Raw genomic sequence first — 15,698 nt, 5'->3', positions numbered from 1 at the left:
TTTTTTCTAGATTCCCGCTTCTGCGGGAATGACAGTATTCGGAGGTCGATAATTCTCGTCATGCTTTGCTAGCAACTCCCTTGCTATAAACTTGTCGTCTGATAGTTTACCAATAGCAATGATTCCTTGCCCCTCTCTAAACAAAGCAGGTAACACCCCTTGATATAATATTTCTAAATCTTTAATATTATCCGTAATAACAAAGCTTATTTTATTAGCCGCAATTTTATTTATTGAATCTACTTTAACTAGCCCGCCAACTCTTAGCTCTTTCCCCTGCTCTACTTCATTAATCTTTGATGGCTGCACGAAAAATACTATACTTTTTTCTAAATTATAAAGTATTATACTAACTCCGATTACTGCTGAACAAAAACAAATAATGATAGTTATTAACCTATTTTTTGCTCCTTTTTGCATCAATATTTTTTTTCTCTTTCTTATAACTTGTAAAGCTACTAACTAACAATACTCCCAAACTTAAAAAGGTAAATATATATGCTACCAGTAAATAATTATTCATCAGTTACTTTTTAAAAATTCCATAATTTCTTTAGGAGCAGAGTCTAAATAAAAATGCTTTAAATATTTTCCATTTTTATCCATTAGATAAGTAAAAGAAGAATGATCTAACATATAATCTTGGTTATTATCACTTTCACTAACAACCTTAGCATAATAAACCTTAAACTTATCTGCTACTTCCCTTATTTGCTTCTCATTACCTGTAAGTCCAATAAATTTAGGATGAAAATGTTTTAAATATTCCTTTAATACTGCTGGAGTATCACGGCTTGGATCAATAGTAATAAAAACCGGTACTATATCTATCTTATTTTCGCTTAAAATTTCCACTGCTTTTGTTATTTTATTTAAAGAAGTTGGGCATATATCAGGACAGCTAGTAAATCCAAAATATATAAGGCTTAATTTATCCTTTAATTCATCACTGTTAAATAGTTCACCATTTTGATCTATTAATTCAAAGTCACCACCGATTTCTGCATTATCTTCATAAATATTTACCTGACCGGCAAGAGGTTTATCAGGAGTCTTTAAAGATAATAATAAATATAATGCTCCAACGCCTATTAATAGACTAACTCCAATAATAATTTTTATAACATTTGATTGCATTTTTTATATCCTTAAATCTTATACAAGACCTAGTTTTTTAGGTTTAAAATATTTTACCCAAATATCTATTAGTAATTTAGTAATAATAATTGCTGAAAACATCGATGATATAATCCCGATTGTTAATGCCACAGCAAATCCTTTTATTGCTCCAACTCCAAATATATAAAGCAGAAAAGCAACAATCAAAGTAGTAAGATTAGAATCTAAAATAGTAGCAAAAGCTGACTCAAACCCAGTTTTAATAGCATAAAGATTTGAAGTTCCTTTATTCAGCTCTTCCTTTATTCGCTCGTAAATCAATACATTAGCATCAACAGCCATACCCATAGTAAGTATTATTCCAGCAATCCCTGGCAGAGTTAAGGTAGCTTGGAAAAGCGACAATAATGCTAAAACATATAGCATAGCAAGGCTTAAAGCTATATTTGCAAATAAACCAAGTAAGCCATAAGACCATACCATAAATATACAAACTGCTGCAAAACCAATTATCCCTGCTTTTTTTCCTGATTCTATAGAATCAGCCCCAAGATTTGGTCCTATACTTCTTTCTTCGATAATCTTAAGCGGTGCAGGCAGCGAGCCAGCACGAAGCAATAATGCAAGTTCATTTGCCGATTCAACAGTAAAATCACCTGAAATTATACCACTACCGCCCATAATTGGTTGATTTATTGTCGGAGCACTAAGTAACTTATTATCTAAAACTATAGCAAGGTTCTTTCCCACATTATTTTTGGTAATTTCACCAAATAATTTACTACCAAAACTATTAAAGGAAAATGATACAACTGCTTGTGAATTCTGATCAAAAGATGCGGCGGCAGTTGTTAATGAATCGCCACCTAAAATAGTTTTTTTCTTTACAACTAAATAACCAATTCTATCTCCTTGAACAAGCATTGAACCCATAGGCACATGCCCTTTTACCGCTTCTTCAACATTGGCATTTTCATCAACTAAATGAAAAGTTAGCTTAGCAGTTTTACCTAAAATATTTTTTAAATAAGTTGGATTTTCTTCCCCTGGAACTTGTAATAATATATGCCTATCACCTTGTTTTTGCAGTATAGGCTCTTTAGTACCGGTACTATCAACCCGCATTCTGACAATCTCAATAGATTGATCGACTACTTTATTAAGTAGCTCACTTAATCTAGATTCACTATAGGAAAGCTTTATTCTATTGTCATTCGCTTCAACATTAATCTCAGGATCAATTTTGCTAATTATTCTTTTTAACGGCTTTAATTCTTCCTGCGATCTCAGCTCTAGTTGAATATTATTTTGCTTAACTAACAGGTTTTTATAACCGATTTTATCTTCACGAAAGCTTTTACGTAAAGTATCGGCTAAATTTTCCATAGTGTCATTAAGATAAGTATCGAAATCAACATCAAGTAATAAATGTGCTCCGCCCCTAAGGTCAAGTCCTAAATTTGCTGAATCATGAGGCAGATATTTGGACTTTACCTGTGTAAAATTTGGTAAAGCACAAATAACTGCAAAAATCGTACATATAATTGAAAGGAAAATTTTCCACTTAGGAAGATTTTGCACCACTTACCTTCTTATCTTTTTTGTTATTTTTATTATCTTCCTTTTTAACTGCTACATCTTTGAAACGGCTAGTTATATCAACAATAGCACTTTTTAAAACTTTAATACGCACATCTTTTGCTATCTCAACTTCAATGTTAGGTTCGCTTTCGCTAACTTTAGTAACGATCCCGTAAATACCACTATTTGTTAGAACTTCTTCACCCTTTTTAACTTCACTTACTAGCTTTTCTCTCTCTTTACGACGTTTTTCTTGCGGACGTAATAGTAAGAAATAAAAAACAGCAAAAATTAAAACCATCGGTATTAAGCTTGTTAACCCCGATTGTAAAGAATTTGTAGTCTCTACAGGTACAACTTCAGTTTCTTGTATTTCTATTGTATCATTATTATTTGCAGTACTGTCTTGCCCGTTTGTCGACATAAATTATTTCCTTTAAGTTTTTTATAAAAAATTCAATAAAATAAAAATAGCTATCTGCTAGCTTTAATGCAAGGGTAAAATAAAAATATAGAAAAAAAGAGAGATTATTAATTGCTTTATCACTTATAGAGAATAAAGAATAAGTGATTTTATTAGAAAATCTCAAATTTATGGCATCGTTTTTGAATTATTTGGGGTTTTTAGGACTTCTTTATAGACTTCAAGATTCTTTCGGAGCATTAAATCAAGGGAGAAGTCATTAATTACAGTATGTCTTGCGGCGGTTTGAATTTTCTTGGCTTCTTCAGTATTTAAAATAGATAAGCAGTGATCAATTTTTTGAGCTAAATCTTCAGCATCATTCGGCTTTACGTGAAAACCTGTTACATTATCGTTTATTGTTTCGGTAGCTCCACCAATATTAGTGGCAATAACAAGCTTTTCCATAGCCTGCCCTTCAATAATAGTACGCCCAAAGGCTTCAGGCTCAATCGAAGCAGAAACAATAATATCAGAAATACCATATAGATTTATGATATCAGAATCATTACCAAAAATTTGAATTTTATTTTGAAGTTTTAAATTTGCGATAAGCTCTTTTACTCTATTAGTAAAACTAGGATGTCTTGATAAATCACCGACCATTAAACAATAAAAATTTCTGTGTTTTAATTTGCTTAATGCTTCTACTAAAACAAGATGCCCTTTCCAATTGGTCATTCTAGAGGGCATTGATATTATCGGTACATTATCTGGAGCATCATATTTATCACGACATTTTTTAAGCCTTTCTGGCGTTAAATTTGCTGGATCAAAATAATCACAATTTACACCACGCTCAATTACTACTATTTTATTTTCATCAACATTATAATTTTTAAGTAAATGTTGCTTCACAAAATTGGAGACGGCAATAACTTTCTCTCCCTTTAACATTATACTATTATAATATTTCTTTAAATCATTAGGAGCGTTATAAATACCATGAAAAGTTGTTAAAAACTTAGTATTCGTCCATTTTGCTGCTAAATATGAACTCCATGCCGGAGCTCTTGACCTTGTATGGACTATATCAACTTTATATTTTTTGATTATTTCAGCTATTAACCTAGCATTACTTAGAATTACAAAAGGGTTTTTACTACTACTATTCATTTGAATATGTAGTATATCCTCATTATCTAACTCTTTAACTAAAGTACCACCAGCTGAAATTATAATTGGAGTGTGACCAAGAACTTTAAGATATTTTGCAACTTCTATAGTCCCTCTTTCAACTCCTCCCGAAACTAGAGCAGGAACTACTTGCAAAATAGTATATTTATTGTATCGTTTACTTGAATTTAATGAAGGCATTATAATTTCATCTGTTTAAATAATTATTTAAAATGCACAAGCTTTATACTAGAACACAAGACAAATTTGTTGTCTATAATAATTATAGAATTGTTAATACAAATATTCCACCTGTAATTTTTTTACACGGCTTAATGTCAGGTATGCATTCATCTAAAGCTCTCTATTTAATAGATTATTGTAAAAAAAACAATTATAATTTTACTATTTTTGATAATTTTGGTCACGGTCATGCTACAGGACAATTTACAGATCAAACTATTAGTAGTTGGTTAGAAGGAGTAGCTCTAGTTTTAGATGAATTAATTGATGATCAAGCCATAATAGTCGGCTCAAGCATGGGAGGATGGCTTGCACTTCTTGCAGCTTTAAAGTTTCCAAATAAAGTTAAAGGACTTATCTGTTTAGCCCCCGCAGCTGATTTTACAGAAGATATTTGGTACAATCTATCGCCGGAAGATCAATCTAGAATGCAAAAAGAAAGTGTGTTAGAAATATCAGGTAGAAGTTGTGAATATAGATACCCTATTAGCTATAAATTAATCGAAGATGCAAAAAAGCATTTACTATTGACAAAGAACGAAATTGATATAAATATTCCGGTGCATTTAATCCATGGTATGTTAGATGAAGATGTGCCTTATGAAATTTCTCTTAAACTATTAGAAAAAATAACAAGCAAACAAATGGTACTGAAATTAATTAAAGATGGGAAACATAACCTATCTAGAGAAGAGGACTTAAAGGTTATGACAAATTCTTTAGAGGAAATAATAAATAATATAAAAAACGAAAAATATGTTTAGCAAAATAAATAAAATCCATGATTTTAAAGAAGTTATAGAAGCAATAGAAAAAGCTGATGAAACTTATCTAGTGCTTTTTGATGTTGATGAGGTAATAGTGATGGATTCAGATGAATCTAGATTAACGCATGATTACCGTAAAGTATTAGTAAATGATATCGAAAAAAGACTCACGATAGAGCAATGTAAATTATTGATGAGTGTAGTTTTAAAAGACCGCAAAGCTAGGTTTGTGAATAATGATATTTTAACCATATTTGCTTTACTTAAAGAAAAAAATATTCCAGCAATGGGACTTACAAAACTTCCTACTGGTAAATTTGGTATAATTGAGGATATGATAAAATGGAGAGGACAAGAATTAACTTTATTGAAAGTGAATCTTCAAGAATTATCACCTTTAAATGATGAGATCATAATAAAAGATTTTAATGCTGGTTATGGTGATCCTATTTTAAAAGATGGAATAATTTATACCGCAGAATATGATAAGGGAGCGGTGCTTGAATATGTGTTGCAAAAAACAAATTATTCTCCAAAATCAATAATATTCATAGATGATATAGAAGAAAATTTATTATCATTACAAGAGATATGTAGTAAACTAAAAATTAATTACCAAGGATTTGAGTTTATGGGCTCCGCAATCGTCCCTGAACCTGATCTTAATGAACAACTAGAAAAAATTAGATTTGAGGTTCTAGAAAAAGAATTAAAATGGTTAACAGATGAGGAGCTAAAAAAGCTAAAAAAATAATTTATGTCTACAAAATTTATCGGTTTTTTTATCTTGTTGATTTCACTTTCTACTATTGCAAGTAAAAAAATAGAAGAAAAAATAACAGGTGTAAAAGTTGCTAAAGCCCATATAGCAGAACTTTATAAAGTTTTTAATATCGTAGGGCGGTGCCAAAACAATAATAGCCGTGACTATTATGCTAATGCTGCTGGTACTGTTGAGAAGGTTTCAGCTATGCAAGGACAAATAGTAAAAAAAGGTGATATATTATTAGTTATAGATAAAGATGTAGCGGAAACTACTAAATCAAAAGCTGCAGCTTTACTAAATACTAAACAAGACGAATATGACAGAAAAAATGCTTTACTTGCAAAAAAATATGTAAGTAGTCAAGAATATGAGAAATCGAAAAGTGATCTTGAAGAGGCTAAATTTAATTATACGATGGCTCTTAAAACCTATAATGACATGATAATTACCGCACCTTTTAATGGTAAAATAGGTGTGATAAAGCCTATGGTTGGTGATGAAGTAATAATAGGTGACTATCTTTTTAGTATTACAGGAGCTGATAAATCACAAAGTATTTTTATTGAATTACCAGAATCTTTAAGCGGCAAGGTCTTTGCCGGTACAAAAGCAATAGTTAATGGCAAAATCCATAGTGAGGTTTTTGCTATCTCACACTATTTATCAAATAACGGTTCTATAACTGCTAAAATTGCCTTACCAAATAATACAAATATCTTACATAATAGCTACGTAGATGTTAAGTTGATAATCAACCCACATGAAAATTTAGCTGTACCAGAAAAATCTATACAACGTAATAATCAAGGCAATTTTGTCTATAAAATAGATGGTGATACAGCAAAACAACTATATGTAAAAACTGGTTTACGAACCAACGGCTTAATCGAAATTACTTCTGATAACATCAAAGACAGCGATATAATCGTTACAGACGGCATGCCTCAAATAAGCGATGGTGCAAAAGTAAAAATACTGGAAGAATAAGTTAAAATCTTCTATGTTTCTTAAACCATCTTTTTATTTTAGATATAGCTGCACGCATTCCATTATATTTTATAGAATAAATAGCTAACCTGAGTAAACTTGGTATATTAGAAAAACCTAGTTCTATTCTTTTCATACCAATAGAGCCGTTCTTTGTAACATCCATATCTTCTTTTAATAATTTTAATTTTGTTATAGCTTTTGATAATAAACCAACAGTTAGGGAACTATATTTGTTTAAATAAGGATGACTAATAATATAAGATGCTGTGTTTATTAAACTTTCTGCATGTTTTCTAGGATTTGACAAAGTATTAGTACTAGTTATTCTTACTTGTGACAATTCTTTATCAATACCACCTATCAGATTCTTACTTGCAATAGAAATCCATACACAAAAATCTTCACCATTTCTAATATTTTCAGGAAATAAATTTTGTTTAAATACAGAAGTTTTAGCCATAACTGTCGGTACTGCTATTGGACAGTAATTAATAATTTGGGGAAAGCATTGTCCAGAAAAAGTACCTGAATCCTCAGAAGAAAGATATTTTCCTTGCCCATCTACTTTTTGATAAGAAGTATGAGAAAATGATAAATCATTTTCTGCCATATACCTTAATTGAGTTTCTATTTTGTCTGGCATAAATAAATCATCAGAATCAAGAAAAACAATATATTCGCCGGTAGCTTTTTCAATTCCAAAATTACGAGCTGAACTAACGCCTTTATTTTCCCTACGAAAATATTTTATTCTCTTATCTTTTTTACATGTTTCAGTTAATTTTGATATATCATCAGTTGATCCATCATCTATTACTAAAACTTCAAAATTTTGATGAGTTTGAATAAGTACGCTTTCTATAGCCTCTATAGTCCAATTTATCCTATTATATAGAGGAATGATCACAGTAACTTTTGTATTATTTAAATATTTATTTGCCATCTCTAAGGCTAATTGTTCTGATTTTCTATAGGAGGTATAACCTTTCAAAAAAGCTACAAAATCAAATAAAAATACCGTTATAGAACCGCCGCCCATTTCTAGCATTTCTTCTTCTGTTAACTCTTTTAAAAATCTTGACCACAATTCTTCACATTCTTCTAAACTTTTAGGAACAACACGACTACTTTGTGTTGAATGTTGACGGCATTTTACAAGAATTTGAGAATCGAAATGAATTTTTGCTACCCGAAAAATCTTAAAAAACAAATCATAATCTTGAGTATGCTTTAGAGATTCATTAAATAATCCAACTTTTTGAAAATATATAGCTGGTATTAATAAAGTGCAACCATATGCTAACCCACGTAAAAGAGCAAATAATGGTATATCTAATTTTTCTTTTGGATATTTATCATTAGGTTTTATAAAACGTAAAGAACGGGATTTTTCATCAATTAACTCATAACCGCCATAAATTATAGTATCTTTGTTATCTAATTTATTTAATATATTAATTTGATGTTCAATTTTACTAGGATAATATAGATCATCATGACTAAGCCATGAAAAATATTCCCCTTTCATATTTTTTATGCCAACATTTAAAGCTGAACCACATCCACCATTCTCTTTGGAAAAATAACGTATCTGATCGCCGTATGATAAAGCGATTTCTTCCGTTTTCCTATTATCTTTTGAGCCGTCATTAACAACTATAACTTCGATATTTTTATATGTTTGAGCTAAAGCACTATCTATTGATTCTTTTAAATAGTTAGCACCGTTATATACGGGGATAATAATCGAAACTAGTGGGGAATATATATTTTGTCTCATCCGACTAATTTTTGAGAATGAGGAATTAGTCTAATTGACATGCTAACCAGTAAACTAAATATGAAAGTAGCAATACTCAAAATCAAACCATAAACTACTGGATAAATCATTATATCATTACTAAAGAAATTTGATGTTAAATATTGTAGTCTATCTAATATCCACACATGCACAAAGAAAATAAGAAAACAGTTTTCAGAAATGCATTTTAATAATTTATTATATTGAGCAGGTATATTAATATTTTGCAATGCTAAAAACATCCCTACAGATGCTATAACAACATTCGGAGATAAATACCAATAAGCTGTTTCATCAGCATTAACAGAATCTATATTTAAAATCCAGGTTATAACAAACGTAACACTACTTACTAGCAAGGATAAAATTAACCAATAATATCTAGGAAGCTTTAACCCAATATTTTTTCTTATTAAATAAGCTCCTAAAACAGCATAACCAGAATAACTAAGAAAATTACTAATTACCATCCAATTTATTATTAAAAATACATAATAGTAATTAATAGAATTAATTGCGAACCATAATATTAGAAAATAACAAGCAAATTTTGTATTTTTAAGCATTTCATTAACAATTAACGAAAGAATTGGAAATAGTAAATAAACTCCTAGCATGTAATAAACAAAAACTAGATGATACATTGCAGGTTCACGAAAGATACTTTCTAATACGGAAAAAATATTAAATGTTTCGTTATTATTATATAAAATCCAATATTTATATAGGATGCTCCAAAATATTAAGGGAATTAATAACCTTTTTATTTTAGACCATAGTTTTTCTATCAGTATATTACCTTTAAGTGCTAAAAAACCCGAAATTATTATAAATAAAGGAACAGCTACCCTACAAAACGAATCTATAAGATTAGATAAAATAAAACTTTTAGAAAAAGGGATAGATGAATATTTGTAGAATAATGGAGATATAGAATGAAGTAATATCACCATAATAATAGCTAGAGTTTTTACTAAATCTACCCAAACAATACGGTTATTATTTATTTTCATTGTCATTTACTACCATTTATATTTAAAAATTTTAAAAAATTTTCTTTTATATTCTCTAATGTAAAATCTTGCAAGAAACAATTATGTCCATTTTGAGCAAATATACTATAAGATTCCTTATCTGATATTGCTTTTTCTAAAACATTTATTATCTCGTTCGTATCTAGCGAACCGCATATATACCCTGCATTATGTTTAATTATATATTTGCTAGGAGACGCATATGGAGGAGCATGACAAAAAACTGGTCTACCTGAGGCAAAATAAGTTACTAATTTTGAAGGAAAACTTGTACTAGATTCTTTGTAAAATTCTTTTGAAAACCAATATGGCATATAGAGGAGATCTGACTCTGCAAGTAATTTTATAGTTTCTTCTTGTGAACGCCATCCTAAATATTCAAAATTAGTGGGTGACTGTACAAACGCTTGAAAACCTCCTCCCATTATCCTAAGTTTAATATTTTTTCCTGCAATTCTCCAATTAGTTTGATTTAGGGCATTAATAAGGCTTAGCCATTCATTTTGTGCATATAATTGCCCTGCTATACTAATTATAAATTCATTATCATTCCTATAAGAAGTAGCAGGCAGACTTGCCAATTCCTTTGGTAACCCAGCAATTACCGGTATAGTTGGTATATTATATTTAGCTTCATATTCTTCAGACATAGCCCAAGAAGCAGTAGCACAACAAGTACTATATTTCAGTACTTCATCAAATTCTTTTAAAAGTCTTTTTTGAGTAAGCTTATCAGTTTTACAAGCACGAAGCCACCATTCAAAAGAATCCCATACTTGAGCAAATAATGATACTGATAATTTTTTAGCCAAAGGTCGTGCTAACCTAACTATGGTTTGACCTTGCAATACAACCCATATAGTGTCAACTTTATACTCTTTAGCAAACTTAATAATTTTAGGAAGTAAATAATATCTCACTTTTATAGCATTAAATAACTCTAGGCTATAAGTAATTAGTCCTCCTGATTTCATCCTTTCAATAGGTTTGAATAATTTTAAATGAGGAATTTTTTCTAATTCTGGTGGTATTTTAAATTCTAAAACCGGATACGAAACCGTACACATAACGATTTGATCTGGAGGTAGAAATCTTACTAAAGGTTTTAATACCAATCCTGCAGTATAATTTTCACAAGGAGGGATATCGGTTAAAAGTAAAATTTTCATTTGTTTAAAACTTCCTTATAAATATTTATTAAATTTTTTACATGCATATTTTGATCATAATGTAGTTCAGCTGCCTTTCTTCCTTTACTACCTCGTTCTAAACGCTCCTTAGGATCATCAACTAAATGCTTTATAGCCTTTGATAAAGCATTACTATCACGCATAGGAACAGAAATACCGATATTAGGTACAAAAGTTACTTCAGGTAATGATGTTTCATCAAAAACTATTACTGGCTTACCACATGCCATTGCTTCTATTGCCATAACACCGAACGCTTCTGCAATAGAAGGCATTAAGAAAATATCGGACGCAGCTAAAACATCTCGGAGTAACACATCATCATTAGTCCAGCCATGTTCTATTATTTCAAATCTTCCTCTAAATCGTTCTAATAAATTATGTCTGCCAACTGTTAATAAGCATATAGGTTTTGTGGTCTCCAGCCTTTCTAATGCATCCATAATATATCGATAACCCTTAAAAGGATTATCCTCCGAACGGAAACAGATCACTATTTTGTCATCACTAATATTAAAACGTTCTCTTGCTTTTTTGGTATGATCAGGAGAGAAAAACTTTAAATCTAAACCAAAAGGTATATGATGAACCTTAACTTCTCTATTAAATAAAGGTGAAGTACTAACCATATTCTTCATCCATTTTGATGCTACAATTAAATTAAAATTAGATTTCTCATATATTTTGCGTTTGTGATCAAATAAAAATTTACTATTATCTACTATCATTGGAAATGGAGTTTTAAGGTCAGGACAAACACCGCAATTTTTTTCCCATCCGCTACAACCCATTGGATAAACACAACGTCCAGTCATTGCCCAAGGATCATGCAATGTCCAAACTGTTGGTTTCAACCCAGTTATTTCAGGTAAATGATTTATACTAAAAAACCGAGAATGAATAATATGAAGATGAATAAGATCGGCTTCTTGAAACTCTGGCATTTTCATCATCTGCAAAGCGTTACGATATAAAATTGATTGCAAAGATAAAATTCTTTCTGTTACATACAAAAAATTATTTATTATATGATCTTTTACGCTAAAAGATAGGATTTCAGGATTATTAGTGTCTCTTTTCCAAATCAGATGTTTAGAATCTATACCATATTCTTTTAAAAGAGGCGTAATAGCAAGCCCATGAAAACGGCTTCCCGGAGATTCGTAACCATTTACTTGTAGTATTTTCATTTTAAACTTGCTTCAAAAGAGTACACTAACCCTGCCATACAACTCTCACAAGGAAGAATATCGGTTAAAAGTAAAATTTTCATTTATTTAGAACTTCCCTATAAATATCTACTAAGTTCTTTACATGCATATCTTGATCATAGTGTAATTCAGCTGCCTTTCTTCCCTTATTACCCCGTTCTAGACGCTCCTTAGGATCATCAACTAAACGCTTTATCGCATTTGATAAAGCATTACTATCACGCATAGGAACAGAAATACCAATATCAGGTGCAAAAGTTACCTCAGGTAATGATGTTCCATCAAAAACTATTACTGGCTTACCACATGCTAATGCTTCTATTGCCATAACACCGAACGCTTCGGCAACAGAAGGCATTAAGAAAATATCGGACGCAGCTAAAACATCTCGGAGTAACACATCATCATTAGTCCAGCCATGTTCTATTATTTCAAATCTTCCCCTAAATTGCTCTAATAAATTATGTCTACCAACTGTTAATAAGCATATAGGTTTTGTGGTTTCTAGCCTCTCTAATACCTCCATAATGTATTGGCAACCTTTAAAAGTGGTATCCTCCGAACGAAAACAGATCACTATTTTTTCATCGCTAATATTAAAACGTTCTCTTGCTTTTTTAGTATGATCAGAAGAGAAAAATTTTAAATCTAAACCGAAAGGTAGATGATGAACCTTAACTTCTTTATCAAATAAAGGTGAAGTATCAACCATATTTTGCATCCATTTTGATGCTACAATTAAGTTGAAGTCAGATTTTTTATAAACTCTACGTTTGTAATCAAATAAAAACTTACTATTATCTTTTCTCATTGCAAATGGAGTGTTAAGATCAGGACAAACACCACAATTTTTTTCCCATCCACTACAACCCATTGGATAAATACAGCGTCCAGTCATTGCCCAAGGATCATGCAAAGTCCAAACTGTTGGCTTTAAACTAGTTATTTTAGGCAAATGCCTCATACTAAAAAAACCAGAATGAATAATATGAAGATGAATAAGGTCGACTTCTTGAAACTCCGGCATTTTTATCATCTGCAAAGCGTTACGATATAAAACTGACTGTAAAGATAAAATATTTTCTACCCCCTGTAAAAAATGATTTATTTTACGATCTTTTTCGCTAAAAGTTAATACTTCAGGATTGTTAGTATCTTTTTGCCAAATTAGATGTTTTGATTCTATGCCATATTCTTTTAAAAGAGGCGTAATAGCGAGCCCATGAAAGCGGCTTCCTGGAGATTCATAACCATTTACTTGTAATATTTTCATTTCAAAATTATTTCAGATTAATAATATTTCCTTGTAAGATCTTTATCTTTATTAGTAAAATCATGCTTTTTCCATAAAGCTCTATGCGGCTCTTTTATAGTATCATTAGCTTCATCATGCGGAGCTTTAGTATTAGTAATATAGTATAATAGATTTATGATATTCACCTTCAGGAAAATTTAATGGATCAGGAATAAGTTTCGGAATTTTAAAAAGCCCTACAAGTGCATAAAGCATATCCGATGAATTAAATAAACGTATTGTATCAACAATGCCATCTGGTATATCAAATTCAGATTTCCAAGTTGATCTTTTTTTAATTTCTATATCTTTATCATTTGCTATGTCCCATTGCTTTTCTTTAGGATTTGGAAAATCATCTAAACAACTTTTAGCGAGCTCTAAAGATAAGAAATTATCAATTACTAAATGTTTAAAGGGCGATAAAAAATACTCTTTTTCTTTTGCTGCATTTATTATTTTCTTTATGCTTTCTTCTGCAAAATTTTTCATTTGCTGCTGTAAAAATCTTTTGGTATTCATAACCCTCCTACTAAATTTAAAGTCTTCCTAGTCCTTCTAAAAAACATTTTTTAAATATGTATTTATCAGTATTTGGAGCTTCTAGGTAATTATAAATAAAACAATCTAATAACTTAAAATCGTGTTCTTTAAATTCTGAACCATCTTTTATCCCGCTTTGAATAAGATCTTTTAATTTATTTTGACGTTCTATTGGGGGACCAACATCACTAAAATTAGAAACATTTACTAATTTATTTATAGTATATTTTAAAGATACTATACTTAAAACTACAGTAACAATATAGAACCAAATTAAATTTTTAAACTTCACATTTAAATTATAAAAGGAATTTTTAATAAAACTTATTATTACAAAACAAAATATAATAGTATAACTATTTAAATATCTTGAATAACAAGCTGCCATTTCTGCTTCTTGTTTTACAAAATGAGTTAAATATAATTCTACTCTAAAAATGAAATATAAAATAAAACCTACAAGCGAAATAAGCAATATTTTTACAAAATTTTGTAATTGCTCCCTCGAGTTTTGCCAAATAAAAATTATAGCTACAATAGTTAAAGTATAAATATATAGCATTTCTTTTATATATATAAGGCAAAATACTTTTCAACATTAATTTTACAGTAGCTAATTGCTCAGAATTAATTAGTAAAAGATTAATGATAGAAACAAAAGGAAGTTGTTTATATGAAGGACATTTAAAATCGTATGTGCTTGCTCTACATAGTTCATCTACATAATTACACCATATAAATTTACTTATAACAGGTAGTAATAATAAAATTATTATTGCATATAAATATATATTGCTTGTTAATAATCAGGTCAACAGTAATCATGAAAATTAATACATAAGAAAACCAGTAACCAACTTCTTTTATATTAGGCAAAATAAATAATGATGGTGCGATTAATATTAAACTTAATAAAGTATTGTTATATTTTTTGGACTGAATATAAATAGCGATAACTGCACCAAATATACATCCTACTGTAGTATCGGGATAAATTGAGTTAAACCTAACTATATTATTTAGCATCGGAAATAAAAGTAACATTAAGCATAAAACTATACTTAAAAATGGTCTCTTTTCTACAAATACTACTGTACAGAAAATAAAACAGAGAAAACCATTGGCAAAAATATTAAAACTTTCTTTAAAGCCTAAAATTTTACTCATACTATACTGAAAAATAGCTACTAGTTTCACATATGTATTGAATTGTGCTGCAACAGCTGATTCATTTTCAGGCAATCTAAAACCATGGTAAATATTTATTTCTTTCAAAAAAAGTCCCCAGTGAGAATATTCATCCCAAAAATAATAACTAGGATAGTCCTTCACACATAGAAAATATATAATCATTGCTGTGATAAAAATTATTACGTCAACTCCAAATAAATCACTTATATTTTTTATATTATTTTGCTTTAAAAAATCAAAAAGACTATATAAAAATAATCCTATGCCTAGAGCAAATGAAGCATAAATAATTGGATCTAAAATATATAAAATAGATGCTATAAAATATATTGATAAGATAAATGATGTAGAAAATATTAAAGCATGTGAAAACTCTATCTTAAATAATC

16 protein-coding genes are annotated in these 15,698 nt (G+C 29.8%); 3 read left to right on the top strand and 13 right to left on the bottom strand.

Going from position 1 to position 15,698, the window contains the following annotated elements; genetic code table 11:
- Window positions 1-6: 6 nt before the first annotated feature.
- The 5 genes from ccmE to ACICQC_RS04345 form a co-directional block, all read right to left on the bottom strand.
- Window positions 7-420 (bottom strand): cytochrome c maturation protein CcmE, encoded by a 414-nt coding sequence (gene ccmE, locus ACICQC_RS04365; protein ID WP_395477644.1) that lies wholly within the window; start codon window positions 418-420, stop codon window positions 7-9.
- 102 nt (window positions 421-522) lie between these two features.
- Window positions 523-1,137, bottom strand: coding sequence for an SCO family protein (locus ACICQC_RS04360; protein ID WP_395477532.1), 615 nt, complete (start codon window positions 1,135-1,137; stop codon window positions 523-525).
- Between the two features lie 18 nt (window positions 1,138-1,155).
- The gene (gene secD / locus ACICQC_RS04355; protein ID WP_395477531.1) at window positions 1,156-2,700 is read right to left on the bottom strand and encodes a protein translocase subunit SecD; all 1,545 of its coding nucleotides are present in this window, start codon (window positions 2,698-2,700) and stop codon (window positions 1,156-1,158) included.
- Complete coding sequence (gene yajC, locus ACICQC_RS04350) at window positions 2,684-3,124, bottom strand: preprotein translocase subunit YajC (RefSeq protein WP_395477530.1); 441 nt, start codon at window positions 3,122-3,124, stop codon at window positions 2,684-2,686. Before yajC ends, secD begins: the two co-directional genes overlap by 17 nt.
- 168 nt (window positions 3,125-3,292) lie before the next feature.
- Entirely contained in the window at window positions 3,293-4,480 is a 1,188-nt protein-coding gene (locus tag ACICQC_RS04345; protein ID WP_395477529.1) for a glycosyltransferase family 4 protein, read from the bottom strand.
- A 32-nt stretch (window positions 4,481-4,512) separates the two neighbouring features.
- On the opposite strand from ACICQC_RS04345, the gene ACICQC_RS04340 reads away from it, so the two are divergent.
- The 3 genes from ACICQC_RS04340 to ACICQC_RS04330 are packed head-to-tail and all read left to right on the top strand — an operon-like array spanning window position 4,513 to window position 7,042.
- Window positions 4,513-5,286, top strand: coding sequence for an alpha/beta hydrolase (locus ACICQC_RS04340; protein WP_395477528.1), 774 nt, complete (start codon window positions 4,513-4,515; stop codon window positions 5,284-5,286).
- On the top strand, window positions 5,279-6,043 hold the full coding sequence (locus tag ACICQC_RS04335) for a DUF2608 domain-containing protein (protein ID WP_395477527.1): 765 nt from the start codon (window positions 5,279-5,281) through the stop codon (window positions 6,041-6,043). Before ACICQC_RS04340 ends, ACICQC_RS04335 begins: the two co-directional genes overlap by 8 nt.
- A gap of 3 nt (window positions 6,044-6,046) precedes the next feature.
- Complete coding sequence (locus ACICQC_RS04330) at window positions 6,047-7,042, top strand: efflux RND transporter periplasmic adaptor subunit (RefSeq protein ID WP_395477526.1); 996 nt, start codon at window positions 6,047-6,049, stop codon at window positions 7,040-7,042.
- A gap of 1 nt (window position 7,043) precedes the next feature.
- On the opposite strand, the gene ACICQC_RS04325 is transcribed toward ACICQC_RS04330, so the two are convergent.
- From ACICQC_RS04325 to ACICQC_RS04290, 8 genes are all read right to left on the bottom strand, one after another.
- Window positions 7,044-8,825, bottom strand: coding sequence for a glycosyltransferase (locus ACICQC_RS04325; protein ID WP_395477525.1), 1,782 nt, complete (start codon window positions 8,823-8,825; stop codon window positions 7,044-7,046).
- Window positions 8,822-9,865 carry an acyltransferase gene (locus ACICQC_RS04320; RefSeq protein WP_395477524.1) on the bottom strand — a complete coding sequence of 348 codons (1,044 nt, stop codon included), beginning with the start codon at window positions 9,863-9,865 and terminating at the stop codon, window positions 8,822-8,824. The genes ACICQC_RS04325 and ACICQC_RS04320 overlap by 4 nt, the downstream gene beginning before the upstream one ends.
- On the bottom strand, window positions 9,862-11,049 hold the full coding sequence (locus ACICQC_RS04315; RefSeq protein WP_395477523.1) for a glycosyltransferase: 1,188 nt from the start codon (window positions 11,047-11,049) through the stop codon (window positions 9,862-9,864). The genes ACICQC_RS04320 and ACICQC_RS04315 overlap by 4 nt, the downstream gene beginning before the upstream one ends.
- Window positions 11,046-12,260, bottom strand: a complete 1,215-nt coding sequence (locus ACICQC_RS04310; protein ID WP_395477522.1) for a glycosyltransferase family 4 protein — start codon at window positions 12,258-12,260, stop codon at window positions 11,046-11,048. Before ACICQC_RS04310 ends, ACICQC_RS04315 begins: the two co-directional genes overlap by 4 nt.
- 79 nt (window positions 12,261-12,339) lie before the next feature.
- Window positions 12,340-13,554, bottom strand: a complete 1,215-nt coding sequence (locus ACICQC_RS04305; protein ID WP_395477521.1) for a glycosyltransferase family 4 protein — start codon at window positions 13,552-13,554, stop codon at window positions 12,340-12,342.
- A 132-nt stretch (window positions 13,555-13,686) separates the two neighbouring features.
- Entirely contained in the window at window positions 13,687-14,097 is a 411-nt protein-coding gene (locus ACICQC_RS04300; protein WP_395477520.1) for a hypothetical protein, read from the bottom strand.
- A 16-nt stretch (window positions 14,098-14,113) separates the two neighbouring features.
- Window positions 14,114-14,680, bottom strand: coding sequence for a hypothetical protein (locus ACICQC_RS04295; RefSeq protein WP_395477519.1), 567 nt, complete (start codon window positions 14,678-14,680; stop codon window positions 14,114-14,116).
- 179 nt (window positions 14,681-14,859) lie between these two features.
- Window positions 14,860-15,393 carry a hypothetical protein gene (locus ACICQC_RS04290; RefSeq protein ID WP_395477518.1) on the bottom strand — a complete coding sequence of 178 codons (534 nt, stop codon included), beginning with the start codon at window positions 15,391-15,393 and terminating at the stop codon, window positions 14,860-14,862.
- Window positions 15,394-15,698: the final 305 nt, after the last annotated feature.

It is taken from the genome of Rickettsia endosymbiont of Pantilius tunicatus, assembly GCF_964291875.1.
Lineage (GTDB): Bacteria > Pseudomonadota > Alphaproteobacteria > Rickettsiales > Rickettsiaceae > Rickettsia.
This window is presented reverse-complemented; position numbering and strand designations above follow the sequence as displayed.